Annotated in this window: 12 protein-coding genes; 8 read left to right on the top strand and 4 right to left on the bottom strand. The window is 69.2% G+C overall.

The genetic code is table 11. From position 1 onward, the window contains the following. Positions 1-21 precede the first annotated feature (21 nt). Together ABZ490_RS13640 and ABZ490_RS13635 are read left to right on the top strand one after the other, a co-directional pair. Complete coding sequence (locus tag ABZ490_RS13640; RefSeq protein WP_358988796.1) at positions 22-1,614, top strand: hypothetical protein; 1,593 nt, start codon at positions 22-24, stop codon at positions 1,612-1,614. A 111-nt stretch (positions 1,615-1,725) separates the two neighbouring features. Continuing rightward, on the top strand, positions 1,726-1,884 hold the full coding sequence (locus tag ABZ490_RS13635; RefSeq protein ID WP_358988794.1) for a hypothetical protein: 159 nt from the start codon (positions 1,726-1,728) through the stop codon (positions 1,882-1,884). 358 nt (positions 1,885-2,242) lie between these two features. Here ABZ490_RS13635 and ABZ490_RS13630 read toward each other — a convergent pair whose 3' ends face one another. The 3 genes from ABZ490_RS13630 to ABZ490_RS13620 all read right to left on the bottom strand — a co-directional run bounded on the left by ABZ490_RS13630 (position 2,243) and on the right by ABZ490_RS13620 (position 4,933). After that, a complete protein-coding gene (locus tag ABZ490_RS13630; protein ID WP_358988792.1) occupies positions 2,243-3,433 on the bottom strand; it encodes a TniQ family protein in 1,191 nt (396 codons plus the stop codon). After that, positions 3,408-3,857, bottom strand: a complete 450-nt coding sequence (locus tag ABZ490_RS13625) for a hypothetical protein (RefSeq protein ID WP_358988790.1) — start codon at positions 3,855-3,857, stop codon at positions 3,408-3,410. Before ABZ490_RS13625 ends, ABZ490_RS13630 begins: the two co-directional genes overlap by 26 nt. An 830-nt stretch (positions 3,858-4,687) precedes the next feature. Then, a complete protein-coding gene (locus ABZ490_RS13620) occupies positions 4,688-4,933 on the bottom strand; it encodes a helix-turn-helix transcriptional regulator (RefSeq protein WP_358988788.1) in 246 nt (81 codons plus the stop codon). A 54-nt stretch (positions 4,934-4,987) separates the two neighbouring features. On the opposite strand from ABZ490_RS13620, the gene ABZ490_RS13615 reads away from it, so the two are divergent. Genes ABZ490_RS13615 through ABZ490_RS13600 form a run of 4 tightly spaced genes read left to right on the top strand, consistent with a single transcriptional unit; the run spans position 4,988 to position 10,885 of the window. Continuing rightward, a complete protein-coding gene (locus tag ABZ490_RS13615) occupies positions 4,988-6,790 on the top strand; it encodes a TniQ family protein (protein ID WP_358988787.1) in 1,803 nt (600 codons plus the stop codon). Next, positions 6,787-7,554, top strand: a complete 768-nt coding sequence (locus ABZ490_RS13610; protein WP_358988785.1) for a TnsA-like heteromeric transposase endonuclease subunit — start codon at positions 6,787-6,789, stop codon at positions 7,552-7,554. The genes ABZ490_RS13615 and ABZ490_RS13610 overlap by 4 nt, the downstream gene beginning before the upstream one ends. After that, complete coding sequence (locus tag ABZ490_RS13605; RefSeq protein ID WP_358988783.1) at positions 7,554-9,692, top strand: transposase; 2,139 nt, start codon at positions 7,554-7,556, stop codon at positions 9,690-9,692. Before ABZ490_RS13610 ends, ABZ490_RS13605 begins: the two co-directional genes overlap by 1 nt. Positions 9,693-9,697: 5 nt before the next feature. Next, a complete protein-coding gene (locus tag ABZ490_RS13600) occupies positions 9,698-10,885 on the top strand; it encodes a TniB family NTP-binding protein (RefSeq protein ID WP_358988781.1) in 1,188 nt (395 codons plus the stop codon). Positions 10,886-11,007: 122 nt separating this feature from the next. Here the strand turns inward: ABZ490_RS13600 and ABZ490_RS13595 are convergent, their stop codons facing one another. Beyond that, positions 11,008-11,874, bottom strand: a complete 867-nt coding sequence (locus tag ABZ490_RS13595) for a TIGR02391 family protein (protein WP_358988779.1) — start codon at positions 11,872-11,874, stop codon at positions 11,008-11,010. A 654-nt stretch (positions 11,875-12,528) separates the two neighbouring features. Between ABZ490_RS13595 and ABZ490_RS13590 the strand changes: the two genes are divergently transcribed. Beyond that, the gene (locus ABZ490_RS13590; protein ID WP_358988777.1) at positions 12,529-13,071 is read left to right on the top strand and encodes a hypothetical protein; all 543 of its coding nucleotides are present in this window, start codon (positions 12,529-12,531) and stop codon (positions 13,069-13,071) included. Beyond that, positions 13,068-15,452: a M48 family metalloprotease gene (locus tag ABZ490_RS13585; RefSeq protein ID WP_358988775.1), complete on the top strand. Its 2,385-nt coding sequence runs from the start codon at positions 13,068-13,070 to the stop codon at positions 15,450-15,452. Before ABZ490_RS13590 ends, ABZ490_RS13585 begins: the two co-directional genes overlap by 4 nt. Positions 15,453-15,603 lie beyond the last annotated feature (151 nt).

Raw genomic sequence — 15,603 nt, 5'->3', positions numbered from 1 at the left:
CCCTCGACACCGGAGGCCGAGATGACGACCGGCGCGCAGGACTCTGCCGATCCACTGTCCGCGATCCGGCAACAACTCCAGGACGGGGAGCACGAACGGCGACGGTTCCTCCACCATCCGACTGCGCCACACCGGCTGACTACGGTTCTAGCGAACACGGCCCACGTGTTCGTCTACCTCGACGGAAACCGTAGGTACATCCACGATAGCCACCTCACCTCCTACCAGGAGGCGTTGGACGCCGACGTCGAGAAGCTGTCCACCGCTCTTCCGGGCCCGTGGGGCGTCGCGCTCCGCGCATACGCCACTGCCCTGGTGGGACAGCGGGAAGAGGACGCGTTACTCAGCGCTGTAAACGCTGTGCGAGCTCAGCTGACGGCTGATCGCGTGGACCTGTTGTCCCGCTTGGGGGTGCCTGTGCCCGGTGGACCGGAGGCGGCGTTCGCACGGCTGATCGGCGGCATTAACGCGGCCGGATCCCGCAAGAAGCTTGCCACGGCGTGGGACCGACTGTCGGACAAGCACCTCCCCGATCTCACCGCGGCGGTTGACCGGGTAATCGATGCGCGGTGGTCCCGGGTTCGTGCCGCAGGGCACGCCTCACCGCTGGCCGCCACACTCCTGCGCAGTCGTCTGGACGAGTACGCGGCGGAGGAGTTCCTCGTCGACTACCTGCAGCGTGCCGTGGCAACGCACCGGGACCTGGAAGCCACCGTGGGCGCGACTACTGGATGCACTGACGACCCGATGAACCACTTCGCCTTCTACCTCAACTCCCTCGTCTCCGGTCAGCGAATGCCGCTGATACCGCTCTCGGCTTGCGTCAACACAGCGGTCAAGGTGATCGAGACGGTGTTCGGCCACCGCGTGGTGCGGGAGGGTGAGGCGGAAGCCCTCGTGCTTTCCCTGCACTCGGCGGATGGCCCATCGGGTGCTATCCAGGTCGACTGCGTGCCTTCCGTGGGCGTCCGCGTTCCCACGTTGCCCATGGATCTCCCGATCGGTCGGGCGCTGGCCCGGTGCCGAAACACGGACGATGGACGGGTCCTCACGTTCGAGGCGGCTCGGAGCCTCATGCACGAGTTCGGCCACGCGGTCAACCACGTGCTGCTCAACCCCCGGCAACCAGGGCTGACCGGGGTGGAGTACCTGCCAGTCGAACGGCTGGAGAACCTCAGTGCGTGGTTCGAGAAGTGGGTGTATCACCCCCATTTCGCAGCACGGGTACCAGAGCCGGAGCGTAGCCGCATGCCGCTCGCCGCGCGGATCAAGTCGACCGAGTTCCGTGCGACCCAACTGCAGCGAGCCGTCGTCGCCATGGTGGACTTCCGCGTCCACCAGTCCAAGATCAGCGTGACCAACGCGTTCCAACAGGTCCTTGCGGAGTACGGTATGGAGGGTCGTTGCCACCTCGGCGACCTCTTGCCGCACTTCGGGGCGCAGGTCTTTCGCGTCCACCCCGGCCTCGCGGGGCTCTGCTACCTGTGGAGCTACGCCTATGGTGCCGAGGTTTTCCGGCTGACTGACCCGCGAGAAGCGCTACGGTCGTGTGTAGACCCAGACCTGCCCTCGGTCCACCCAGACACCACTGCGATGGGGTCCTGGAATGAGTGAGGCGTCGCAGGCGGGTGACCGGTTTCCCAGTCCAGCGCCGACGACGCTCCCTGTCGGCTACACGTGAACTTCCCGTGTGTTGTTGGACTGTTCCGGCTGCTCCCGCGCTCGATGGCCGTCACGACAGTCGGGGTCGCCGCGCTCCGCACCGCCCGCGCCGAAGTGCGCGAAGGCGTCTGGAAGTTGGCCAGTGATGCAGTACCGGACGCGGGCGGCCAGGTGATCGTCGACATCGACGGGTTCGCGTCCTGGCGCACTCCGAGAAACTGACGGACCTCATGAATAATTGACTTAGATGGCAGGATGACACACGTATAGTCAGATTCCAGCAGATCTGCACCCGTGATCTCTGTCACAGCGGGAAGCCTGAAAAGGAACACACCGGGTAGCCCTAACGCGACACAACGTCGAGGCCTGGCTCCGCGTAAAGCGACACGACCTGCGTGGGACACAGCGAATGCAGCAACAAACCGGGACCGGGTGCCAACGGGGGATGCGTGACAGGGCACTCGTGATCATCTTGCCTGGACGGATTTCTCGGGTTTCCTCCGCCTGGGGCGGGCGGCTTCCGCCGCCCTCAGAGGGCGTGCTTGATCGTCCCTGATGGCTGGTCTGCCTGCGGGTCCGGTCAGGCATCAGAGAGTTCGGCGAAGGCATGCTCGTCGAGGGCCTGGCTGAGGAGTTCGTGCAGGTGGGTGCTGGCCCGGTGCATGTACGGGGGCAGGCTGTGGCCGAAATCGCGGAGTGTCGCTGGGTAAGGGGCGCGGAAGACGCGCCGGGCGGCAGCGGCAGGGTCCTGGCTGTCGAGGACCTCGCTGATGACGGTGAGCTTGGCGGCCGCGGTGACTGGATCGCGTTGCTGTCTGGAGTTGCTCGGTGACGTGCGGCGCCAGGGGGAGAGGAAGCCGCAGTCGGAGCGCTGCCAGCCGACGAGGCAGTCGGCGTCGTCAAAGTGGTCCCAGTGCATGGAGACTTCGTCGCCGTCGAAGCGCTGCCGGAGGGCCGGGTCGGTGCTGGTGAAGACCTGGACACGCAGCGCGTGAGGTTCTTCGAGGAGGATCCTCAAGGTCCGCAGGTCGTCGTACCACTGTTCAAGGTCAGGGTGAGCGGCCGTGTCCTCGGCGTCGAGCCGGACCAGGCGTTGATGGATGGAGCGCAGGGCGGGGTCGGTGACGGGCGGCGTTTCGATCTCCCACAGGGGCCGGCCACAGCGTTTGCGCTTGGCACGGCGCCGGCCAGGCGGCGCGAGAGCGTTGTCGTCGCGCCGCAGGAATCCGGGGCATCGTCCTGGGGCGTCACCGCGCAGGAGGGAGGGGGAGAACGGTGAGCCGCAGTCCGGGCAGTAGGACGCGGTGTAGCAGTCATGTGTGGGGCACATCACAGCCCAGGAGTGATACCACCACAGGGGCCATCGCGCGGGAGGTTTCAGGCACTGGGGGCAGAATGCCCAGGTCTCTTCCGGGGCCCAGCGGAAGTCGGGATGGCGAGGCACCCTGCCCTCGCTGCGTTTGACGATGCCGAAGAGAGTCAGGGCACGCAGATGCTGGGGGTCGAGGCCGGTTGCGGCGAGCAGCGGGAGGGCCAGGGCGAGGGGGAGTTCGGCGGTGTGGCGGGCGAGCCGGGCCGCGTGCGCGGTCGAGGGCTCCAGCCCGAGCCGGTTCATGGTCTGGGTGCGGTCCGTCTCGTATGCGGTGGCCAGGTGATCGACCCAGCTGAACAGCGATTCACCGGCCTGCGGTAGCGGGACGACGGGCAGTCTTCGGGCCATCGTGCGTGTCGACTGCGGGCGGTCCTCACCGGTCGGGTGCGGCTGCGGCATGGGGATCCTGTTCGGCCTGGTCGATCCGGGACGGCGGCAGGCGCAGTTGCCGCCGGTAGGGGAAGGGTCTTGGCGATATGAAGTTGCTGCTGGAGGGGCCGGGATGGTGCTCGGGTGTCAGTGTCCGTCGGGACCGCTTGAGCGTGGCGAACTCGCCGGGGCCGAAGACATCGTCGAGGAAGCGGTGCAGCCGGACACTGGCTGCTCTCGGATCGGGGGACCGGTACGCCGTCAGGTAGTGGCGCATCCTGACGCGGCGTCGTATCTCCAGCAGCTCTCGGGCGGTGGCGCTCATGTCGCGGGAGCCCAGGATCCTTCCGAGCACGCTGAGCCTGCAGGCCCTGGTGATCGGGTCGCGGTGGGTCAGGTGGGTGCCGTCGGAGAGGGTGCGGCCGGGTTCCAGGAATCCGCTGGAGTCGACCACATAGCCCGGGGCCGTGGCGCGCCGGGGTGAGTAGCGGCGCTGCAGGACGGGATCGGGGCTGTCGAAGGAGCGGACGTCGAAGACGGGGCGGTCGAAGAGCGCGTTCAGTACGTGGTAGGTGCGCAGCCACGCGCGGGGCCGGGCACGGGAGGTGAGCCCGTGCCGCAGGTGGTTTACGGCATCGAGTACGACGGGGTCGCTGACCGGCGTGGTGTCGATCTCCGACAGGGTGATGCCGCAGTGCTCGCGGCGCGTGCCGGGCGGGAGGAGGTGGGGGTAGGGGTCGCGAAAGCCTCTGCACCGCGGCGCGGAGCCCCACCGTGAGCTGGTCCTTTCCGGCGTGAACGGGGTGTCGCAGCGGGGGGCAGAAGGAGACCAGGTAGCACAGATGCACCGGGCAGGCCACGGCCCACGGCTCGTACCACCACAGCGGCCAGCGGCCCCCGGGGGCCAGGCACTTCGGGCAGAACGCCCAGGTTTCCTTCGGCATCCGGGACGCTGAGATGCCGGTGTAGGGGGGCCCGATGTCCTCGAGTGTCATCACGGCGAGTTCCCGGGAGGTCAGGCCCGTCGCCGTTTCCACGACCCGGGATGCCTGCGCGGGCAGCTGCATCGTGTAGCGGATCAGATCCCGCGCGGCCCATTGCGGCGCGGTCTGCACCAGGCCCAGTGCGTGCATCATCGGGCCGCGGTGGACCTCGTAGGTGTGGGCGAGGTGGTCGACCCAGCTGAAGAAGGACTCCCCGGCCAGGGGCAGCGGGACCGCCGGAAGCCGCCTGGGCAGCCTGCGGGGGATGCTCCGGTAACTGACCTGCGTGGACACGTGAGTGCTACTCCTCGTCGTGGTCCTGGAACAGCTCGTACGGCTGGACGCCCAGGGCCTGGGCGAGGGCCGGGATCCGGTCGACGGACACGCTGTGGACGGCCGCCTCGACCTCCGCGTAGAAGGAGCGGTCCATGCCCGCGGCCCGGGCCGCCGCGGTCTGGGTCAGTCCCGCGCGCCGGCGCAGGGCCCGCAGCCGGGTTGCGAAGGCCAGCCGCTGGGCTGGGATACGGCCGGAATCGCTGTTCGCCACAGAGGAAACCGTAGTACGGTCCCAGGTTTGTAGGAGATCTCCTACAAACAGTGTGTGGAGGGATGCGTGCGGGAGGGCGGACGGCCGCGGCGGCTGCCCGCGGTGCTGGTACCGCAGGCCGGTGAGTCGTTCGCGTCGTGGCTGGCGAGAGTATCGGTGGACTGGGAACTCTCCCCGGGGCATGCGGCGCAGGCCATTGGGCTGGAGTGCCGGCCGGGGGCGGGGGTATGGCCGGCGTTGTTCGGTATTGCGCTGACGCGCCGCAGTCTTGCCGGGGCCGAGGCGGCCACGGGGCTGGACGCGCGCACCCTGCAGGCGATGCAACTGACCCGCTACCGCGGGACGGTGCTGGACTTCGCCGGGTGGAATCCGGCGGTGGACTCCTCGCTGGCGCCGGTGGTGCGCCGTGAGTGGGCGCTGTTCTCCTCCAGCCGGGTGTGCCCGAAGTGCCTGGCCGAGCGGCCGGTGTGGCCGTTGTGGTGGCGTCTGGGCATCGCCGCGGTCTGCCCGGTGCACCAGGTGCTGCTGGTGGACAAGTGCCGCCGCTGCGGGGCGCGGGTGGGCCGCGGGCACAACGGCCATCCCCGGGGCCTGATCACCCGCCAGACGGTGTCCGACCCGGCGCGGTGCTGCAACCGGCGCTCGGCGGGAGGGCGGCGTAAGGCCGGGCTGTGCGAGGAGCGGCTCCAGTTCCTGCCCGCTGCGACGATGCCCGTCGTGCTCGCGGACCTGCAGGAGCGTGTGCTGGCCGTCGTCGACGGCGGCAGGGATCGGGTCGCGGGTGAAACGGTGGGACCGGCCGAGTTCTTCGCCGCGCTGCGGTTCACGACGGCGGTGATCCGTCTGGTCGCCTCCGCCGACGACCTCGCCTCTTGCACCGCCTTATCCGAAGCCGAGGGCCTGGCGGAATCCTTCCTGGCCGACCGGTGGGTGCGCGAGAAGGCACGGCGGGGAGGCGCGGGGACCCAGCTCGGAGTCAGCCCCGCGAGCGCGGCTCACGCCGCGAGTGTGCTCGCGCTGAGCGCCACGGTGCTGTTCGCCCGTGACCGCGAGGCCGCCGGTCAGGTGCTGGCCGAGTGGACGCGGCGGGCGGCGAGCCAGCGCCGCGACCCCGGCAAGAGCGACCCGCTGCGGCCTCTGTCCCCTCCGGCGTGCCTGGACGCGCTGGTTAGGGTGGCCCGGTCGCCCTCCTCGCGGGTCGCCGGCGTGCTGGCCGTGCGTCCCGCAACCCGTGTGCGGATCACCGCCCGGCATGTGCCGCATCTGGTCGACGCTGGTGACTACACCGACCTGATCGCCCCTCACCTGCCCGGCACCGCGCCGGCCAGCGGCCGGTGCCTGGCCGCTGTGGCCCTGGTACGGCTCGGCGGCGCGGTGAGCTGGCAGCGGGCCGCAGCCGACTTGGACATGAGCGCTCAGCGGGCGGCCCGGGTGACCAACACCCTCGTCCAGCGCATCAGCGACCCGCGGGCCTTCTGGGCGGACATCGAACGGCTCGGCGCCCGCCTGGAGGAGCGGGGCCGGGTCGACTACGCCGCCCGGCGGGAGAGGCTGGCTGCGCTGACCTCGGTGCCGCACGCCGTCCTGTATCCGGTGTGCCGGCCGCTGGAGCACGACGTCACCCTTCAGCGGCGGCGTCACGCCGCGGCCTGGGTGTGGCAGCACTTCACCGGCGGCGACGTCCGCGAAGCACCCGCTTACGCCGCCGAGCTGTGGCCGCGGACGAGCACCGAGTCGGTGCGGGAGGGCTGGCGGCGCTTCGCCACCAGGATGCCCGCCTCCGTCACCGCCTGCCTGGCTTCCTTCGGACACAGCCTCCTTCGGCACGACGTGCCCGATGCGACAGGAGGGGCATGACCCCGAGAAGACCACAGACCCTGCGGCCGCTGCGGCATGCCTCCCGTCAGCTCTACCTGCACTTCTACGACGGCGGCGGCACTGAGCGGCTGCTGCCCGCCGACCAGGCCCGCCAGGTGCGCTTCGAGACCTGCCTGCCGGCCCGCGACTTCCCCACCTACGAAGGCCAGCAGCACACTCCCGGCTCCTACTGGGCGGCCAGCAGCGACACCATGCTGGACTACGAGAGCTACCTGGAATCCCGCTGGATGAAACTCCTCGACTTCGACGCGAAGGTGGCCTGTTTCTCGGCCCAGCCGTTCATCTTCGAAGGCGTCGATGGCGACACGACCTGGACCCACTACCCCGACCTGTTCGTCCGCCGCACCGACGACTCCGTCCTGCTCCTGGACGTCAAGAACCCCGAACAGATCGACAAGCCCAGAGAGCGCCTCCAAGCCGCCCGGACCCAGGCAGCCTGCCGGCAGCTCGGCTGGGACTACCAGATGGTGGGCGAGCCGGATGAGCAGCTGTGGGCCACCGTCGAATGGCTCGCCGGCTACCGCAGACCCCTGAACGCCGCAGCCTCCGTCGCTCCCGTCCTGCTCTTCCGGGCCCAGCAGCCCCTCAGCATCGCCGAACTGCTGTCCCTGTGGCCCGAGCCAGACATCGAGCGGGCCGTCACCTACCACCTCATGTGGCACCACCGTCTGCTGTTCGACGTCACCCGCCCGCTGCGCGAGACCACCATCGTGTGGGCCGCACCCGAACCGGAGCACACCTGATGGACCAGCGCTACCGCATCGCAGCCGAAGACTGGATCGAGTTCGAGGAAGAACAGCACCAGGTCACCGGTCTCACCGGTGCACTCGTGCGGTTGCGCTCGATCTCCGGACACCATCAGACGATCATGCTCAGCGTCCTGCTGACGGATCCCTCCTTCCGCGCCTTGGCCGCCCCGCCCGAGACCGTCGACAACACTGCCGCAGGCCTGGACCCCGGCGGTGTCCTGGCGACCCTGCAGGACAAGGAGGCCCGCGACAACGCCCTGGAACTTGAAGCCCAGCTGCACGAGGCCACCACCGGCTACCGCTCGGGCTCAGAGTTCGACGCCGCACCCGGTGAGCCACGCCCGCTATACCACCCCGGACTTCCTCTGAGTGAGCGCGTCGCAACCAAGGCCAGCGAGCTCGGCCTGACCGAGCGCCGCGTCTGGCAGCTTCTTGAGGCGTGGGAGGAGAAGGGCCTGTGGGGGCTGGTCGACGGCCGCAAAGCCCGGCTGAAGAACCCGCTGCGCAACATCGACGAACGGGTGATCACCGCGATCCGCGAACAGGCCAACGTCGAGCGCCTCGACAGTTCCTCCAGCGTCTCCACCCGCTTCCAGCGCCGCTGCCAGAACCGGCTCGACGCAGACCACGGCACCGGCGCCGTCCCGCTGCCCAAACCGGACACGTTCCGCCGCGTGGTCAAACTCCTGCTGCACCGCAGCCCCTCCGACCCCGCCTACCAGCGGATCTCGGACGCCGGCCAGCCCGACCGGACCTTCGGCCACGTCATCGCCCACCGGCCCGGCCAGGTCGTCATGCTCGACACCACCCCGCTCGACGTCCTGGCCTACGACCCGGCGACGAACGACACCTACAGCATCGAACTCACCGTCGCCATCGACGTCGCCACCCGCTCCATCCTCGCCTGGCGGCTCACCCCGCTGGGCACCAAGGCCATCGACATCGGCCTGCTGCTCGCCGACGTCATGACGCCCGAGCCCATGCGCCCGAAGTGGGCCGACGCCCTGCGCTACCAGATGCTGCGCATCCCCTACGAGCGCCACCTCAGCGTCGACGAACGCCTCGCCGAGGCCGCAGCCCGGCCGGTCGTCTACCCCGAGACCCTCCTCTTCGACCACGGCAAGCCGTACAAGTCCGATGTCGTCAAGCGCGCGTGCCGCACATGGAAGATCGACCCGCAGGACGCCCGGAAACTCAAAGCAACCGACAAACCCCAGGTGGAACGCCTGTTCCTGACGATCCGGGAAAAGTTCTCCATGCACGTCGCCGGGTACAAGGGCTTCAACGTCGCCCACCGTGGCAAGAACGTCGAGCAGCAGGCCCGCTGGACCCTGGACGAGATCGCCGAGTTCTTCGCCGAATACGTCATCGCGGTCTACCAGAACCAGCACCACCGAGGGCTGCACCTGCACGGTTTCCCCGACCTGCACGTCTCACCCAACGAGGCGTACGCCATGGCGCTCGGCTCGGCCGGCTACGTCGACTGCCCCCGAGACCCCAACCTGTACTACGAGTTGCTGCCCATCGCCGACAACGGCCGCGTCATCAACCCCTATGGCGTCGAACTCAACTACCTGGTCTACGACGCTCCGGTGCTGTACCAGTTCCGCCGGGCCAAGTCGCCCTACGACAACGGGCTCTGGCCCATCCGCTACGACCCGCGCAACCTGCTGCACGCCTACTTCCACAACCCCCGCGACAACACCTGGCACACGCTGGGATGGACCAAGGCCCTCAGCGACCTGCAGCCCTTCACCGACATCACCCTGAGGGAGGCCAAACGCCTGGTCGAACTGCGCGGCGGCGACCCGAAGGACAAGGAGTACCAGCAGCAGATCGCCGAAGCCCTGCGGGACCTGCAAAACCGTATTGACGCTCCCGAGACGTGGACCAGGACCGACCGCAAGCGCCACACCCGTGACCGGCACCGCGCCGACGCCCAGGCCCAGGACGAGGCACGCTCCGCCCCGGCCGCCCCCGCGCCACCACCGCGTCCCGTCCAGTCGGCCGCGAAGCCGACCGTTCCCGCCCTGCACGCCGTTCCCGACCTGTCCGGCGAGGACGACGACTTCAACCCGCACGCCGTCCAGCCCGCCGAGGTCTGGACTCCCCGCACCAGCCAGGAGGGCTGACCCCCGTGACCTCCCCCGACCCGTCCGACGAGCAGCCCGAAGAAGCGTACGGAACAGGTGACTTCAAGCATCCCGGCCTGTCCGAACCCCGGACCAAGGAGGAATGGCGCGAATACCTCGACTACGTTCTCCCGCTCAAGCCGGTCCTGCTGCCGCCGGAGGTCTACGAACAGCTCAGCACCGAGGAACAACGCCGCCACAACGCGGCCCGGGTGGCCCACCACAGTGCCCTGGTCATCGTCCGCACCAGCCAGATGAAGTCCATCCACCACCAGATCCGCCGCCGGATGATGACCAACAGCTTCCAGCCGGCCGGCGCGCGACGCGGCATCGTCCTGGACGGCCCCGCCACCCTCGGCAAATCCACCCTGGTCAAGACGTTCGCCTACGACTTCGAGCACGAACTGCGGCTGAACCATCCCGACCGCTACGACAAGAAGTACGTCGTCGACGGGCGGATCATCGACTACACGCCCGTCGTCTACGTCAACATCCCCTCCCAGGCCACGCCCAAGGACCTGTCCATCGCGCTCGCCGAGTACCTCGGCCAGCACTACCGCTCCGGTGCCACCAAAAGCGACATCACCCGACTCGTCCTGGAGAACATGCGCCGCGTCGGCGTCGAACTCGTGATCATCGACGACGCCCACTTCATGGACCTCTCCCTCAAGGAGGGCAAAGTCGTCAACGACCACCTCAAGCACATCGCGAACCACACCGCGGCCACCTTCATCTACACCGGCGTCGACCTCAAGCACTCCGGCCTCTTCCTCGAAGGCACCGGCGGCCGCCGCGCCACCCAGACCGCCGGCCGCAACCTCCTGCTCCACATGACCCCCTACGGCATCCGGACCAGGGCAGAGAAAGAGGACTGGGTCTCCGTCATCACCGCGATGGAAGAAGCCCTCGTCCTGTACAGACACCGGCCCGGCACCCTCGTCGGCGAGTGGAAGTACCTGTACCGCCGCACCGGAGGCAACATCAGCTCCCTGGCGGAACTCATCCGCGAAGCGGCCGCCGACGCGGTGCTTACCGGCACGGAGCGGATTGACCGCGCCCTCCTCGACACCATCGTGATCAACGAGCACGCGCAGAGCACTTACGACGCGATGTGGCACGAAGAGCCTCTGCCCCCCTCACCGGAGCAGCGCCACAACCCCGAAGACGAAGACGGCGAGGCCGCCGCCGGCTAGATACACCCCCTCGCCACGCCGTGGCGAGGGCCAGAACACAGACGCAGTCGACCCGAACGAGCCAAGCCCCGCTCGCCAGTTGACGTCATCCATCGGGGATCTGACCGGCGGCGTGAAGCAGCTCAGGTGCTCTGCAGGGCTTCGTCGACGCGGCGGACTTCGCACTTGTCGAGGAGACGGGCGAAGTAGCTGTAGGCGGCGAGGCGTTCCATGCCTTCCTGCTCGGTCAGCTCGTCACGGGTGTGCGTCGTGACGTTCCGGACGGTGAGATTCAGTCCGGTCGCCAGGCTGTTCAACGCCTTGCCCAGCGGCTCCAGCCCGCCACGCATGCTCCTGGTCGTCTTGTCCGCGGGATCACCGGGCCACGCGAGCTTGGGTCTGCCCGTCTCAGGCTCACCCGGCGAGAGGGTCTGCTGCCAAAACGGGGTGTCGTCCACGTCATGGCGGCCCAGGCGCGTCTTCCAATGCACGGTCAGCGCCTCCGACGCCTCACGAACCGCGACCCGGTACTGATGGGTCGTCCAATGTGCCGCCGCCGCGGTCCAGATGACCGGATGCAGCTCAGACGGGGCGAAACCTGGCACAGCCGTCTCCGTGGCCGTCTCGGCCTCGTCGATCATCATGCCCAACCGGCCCCGGACCGTCGCCGCTGTGTTGCGGACATCCTGCGGCGAGAAGAGCGCCTTCGGAGCCGACATGAGCGACCAGTTCGCGATCGGATCGAGCGCGCCGAGTCCGGCGACACCGATACGAGCCCCGGTGACGGCGACAGCCCGCGCAGCAGCGCCCGCGGTCTCCGCCACGTCGAGCTCACGCTCCCGCACGCTCACCTGATCCTGCCCGTCCTTCACATGGACCGTCGGGTACAAGCCACGAGAGGTACGAAGATCCGACTCGACCTGAGTCTCCATCCAGCGTTCGAAGGCCTGCTCGAACCTCTCCACCGCAGCGAGCAGCCGCTTCAGGTATTCAGCGCCGTACGTCACCATGCGCTCCCCCTCCTCTGATCGTGTCTGCCTTGCACCGAAACCCTAGAAGAGCACCGAGCCCCCGCCGACTTGAAGTCGCAGGTCAAAGGGCTGGTGTGATCGGATCTCGGAGTGCTCGCGCTGGTCGTGAGCGGAAGCCCTCGGTGGAGATCACCCGGCGGCGGTTGATTTCGAGGTTCGTCAAGGCGAGGAGAACTCGCTGGAACTGGGGCTCGGGCCCGGTCGGTGTTGCAGCCTCGATTGGCCAGGCGGTCCTCTCGGCACCAAAACCGGCACCGGCTGCCGGTCTGCTGGTGCCGGTCGTTAGTGGTGAGGACGGACCATGGCGGCGTCGGGCGGGATCCGTTTGGTCCAGCGGCCTGGCGCGGTCCACTTTGTGAGCGCACACACAAGCGCGACCATTGTGGCATCGCTCTTTCCCTGGTCTCTAGTCGGGGGTCAGGTTTCCGCCGGTCGTCACAACTGAGCAAAAAGAAGCAATAACAGACGGATAACTGAAAATCAGGTGATCTTCCTGGAATTCGGTCCATAGTGACCCCCACAGTCGTGGCGTTCATGACGGGCTGCCGCGCGCTCACGCATGCCGTGGGTGCGCGGCTTCGGGCCGACCGGGGGTGCGCTGTGGGCGATGGCCCGCGCAAGATGGACAGAATCGTGACCACCGGGGTCACCGGAGTCGAGGAGTTCACGCTGGCGGTGCTTGGCAGAGTGGCACCGGGAGAGGTTCAGGCCTTCGCGCCCGGCATCTCCGACCATGTGAGCGCGGCCCGCCGGCGTCTGAGGGGTCGCAGGAGCCACCGCCGCCCGGGACCGAACGAGAGCGGGTGGGAGGACCTCGTCGATGTCATGAGTCCCGTCGTCATCTATGTCTGCGTGGCGATGTGCGACGCGGTCCTCGCCGGCCTCACGTCGGAGCTCACCGCCGGCACCGAACGGACCAGAGCTCGCCTCGGGCGCCGGATCCGGGACAGGTTCGGGCGCGGAGCCGAACCCGCACCCACGACCACGCCCGCACCCGCCGCCGGTGCGTCGGCCACCGCGCAGGAGCCCTCTGGCCAGCGTTCCGTGCTCCGCGCCCGGGCCCTGGCACTCGCTCTCGAACAGGGACTCGCACAGGAGCAGGCGGAGCGGCTGGCGGACGCGATCGCGGACGGGCTCACCCCGCGGGACGAGCTGTCCCCGGGAGGGGAGGAGTGACGTCGGCCGTCACTCCGGACCGCCGGTCGGGAGAAGCCGGACCGGATGCCGACCCGGTGAATGTGTTCGCCTTCCCTCGCACCACGGTGATCCTGCTGCCGCTGCTGGCTGTCACGGTGCACTCGGGCAACATCTGGCTGATGGCCCGCTTCGGCGGAGGGGTTTCGGGCCGGGCGGGCGACGGGCGTCTCGCCCGCTCCGTGCTGGAGGCCCACTGGCTGTGGTACGCGGGCGTCTCGACGTTCTTCCTCCGGGACCGGCTGCGCCGCAGACGGTGCCGACCGCTCGACGGGAAAGCGTTTCCCGGCCTCGCGTGCCGCGTCGAGGCGCTCGCACGGGAGATGCGTCTGCGGCAGATCCCCGCCCTGCTCACCGAGCACAAGAAGAAGCGGGACCGGGGAATGGCGTCCGGGTTCGACCTCATCGGCCTGCGCCCCTATCTCTCCCTGGGCCCGTCCCTGCTGGCGCTGGGGACCGCGGACACCGCAAGCGCGCGGTGCACCTTCGATGCGGTCATCCGCCATGAGCTGGCGCACCTGCGTAACCGGGATGTCCTCGGACACAACCTGGTCATGGGCGTTCGTCTGGCCAACCTCCTGCAGACGCTGCTGATCGTCACCGTCAGCCTCACCACCGGGGCCGGCACCGATCTCGCCATGGCGGGCAGCGTGTTGCTCTTCGCCTTCGCCCTGGACCTGGTGGCGCGCGAGTTCCTGCGCGCCCAGGAGGCCTACGCCGACCAGCGTGCCGCGCAGCTCGGGGATAAAGGCCCGGAGGGTTTCGCCCAGGCTCTGGAGCGGGGCGGCCGCGATGTGTGGGTCCGGGGACAGCATGGCCGCGACACCCGGGCCCTGCCACGACTGCTCTCCTACCACCGCACCCGGGAGGAGCGCGCGGCGCTGGTCCGCGCGCCCGGCGCGCTCCTCAGGTTCGGCCTCGTCCATGCACTGGTGAGCGGCTTCCTCACCGGGGTCGCCCTGGCCACGGTCACCCAGGTGCTGATCGCCGCAGGCGCCGCCGTCGGCCCGGCGCAGGACGGAAGCGTCATCAGGACTGCCCTGTCCGTCGGCGCGCCACTGGGTCTCCTCGTCGGCCTCGGCATGGCGCGGCACGCCGGGAACCCCAAGCGGACGAACCGTTCACCGGGCCCCCTGCTCATCGCGCCGGTACTCGCCGCCGGGGTGCTGCTGGGCACCCGTCTGTCGCCCTACGGGACAGCGGAAGCAAGTGTTCCGTTCGCCCCGCAGCCGCTCCTCGGCCTCCTCGTCTGCTGTCTGCTACTGACCTGCTGGCCCTGGGCCGCGACACGAGCCGCCGCAGAGCCCCTGAGGCGGTGGATGTGGTGGCTGCTGGCCGCCACGGCCGCGCTGGTGGGCGCGAGTGCGGTCGCCCTGCTGCTGCTGGGCGCCCTGGAACTCCTCGCCCTCTACGCCCTGCTGGTCGCGGCGCCAGTGCTCCTGTTCCGGGTGACGGCCCTCGCGTTGCGGGGATGGAACCGCCCACAGGCACAGGGGCGGGAACCAGCGAAGCCGGAACGGGAGCGGGGAGCGGCAGGGGAACGAAGCCTGCACCCGGCCCAGGACGGGGCCGGGCATGCACCGCGAAGCCAAGCTGTCGGGGGCGCGGCGGGCGTCGACGGTCCACTGGTCATGAGCGTCCTGCTGATCGCTGCGTGTGTGGCCGTGGGAGCACCCTTCGGCAGAGCAGCCCTGGAGAACCCCAGGATCGCGCTCATGCTCGGGTCGGAACCGCTCGGCGGCACCAGGGGCGAGGTGCCGGAGCTGCTGGCACCCGTCACGGAGCACTGGTTCGCGCTTCTCACCGGAGCCCTCGCCGTGTGCGCGGTGGCCCTGCTCGGGCCACGGAGCCCTCGTCGGCCCGGCCGTGCGCTGCGAGCCGGGGCGCTCATCGCCGCCCCCGTGGTCCTGGTGGCGGTGGCGGGAGCCTGGCGGAGCCCGGACGCGGCCGCCTCCCCCTACTGCTCGCCGCTGACACCGCAGGGCGGCGGGGTGGCGGTCCACTTCAACATCCAACCGACGGGGGACGATCTTGATCGCGTCCGTGACGTCCTCCTGGGCTTCAAGCTGACGAGTGAGCCCGAATACGAGAGTCCCGAGCAGGTCCTGAGGAACCTTGGGTGGTCGCACCCGGGCTCCGACCTCGTCCGCACTCTCGTGGCCCAGCAACTGACTCCGGACTTCCGCGCCCAGCTCGCCGAACCCGCCGAGATGCCACGGCTCGCCCGCGCGCTGCGCGGTGTACGCCTGGACGAGCCCCTTCGCCCGACCGACCCGGACGCATCCCTGCCGCCGGTCGAGCTTTACAGCACAGATCCCTGCCACCCTCTGATGGGGGGCCTTGCCCCCGTGACGCTGGGATAGGCGCTCCCCCCCGGTGGACCGCACCGAAACGGTCACCGACGGGGCAGAGATCGGCCACCAGCCGCGCCGCTGTTTCGGCGACCGTCCGGGACAACGGGCGCAGGCGTGGTCGGCGCCCATGAACCGGCCCCAGGTCCACGGCCCCTTGACC

Source organism: Streptomyces sp. NPDC005811, assembly GCF_040630405.1.
In the GTDB taxonomy this organism is placed as follows: domain Bacteria; phylum Actinomycetota; class Actinomycetes; order Streptomycetales; family Streptomycetaceae; genus Streptomyces.
Note: the sequence above shows the minus strand (reverse complement) of the source record. Positions and strands in the feature narration are given on the sequence as shown.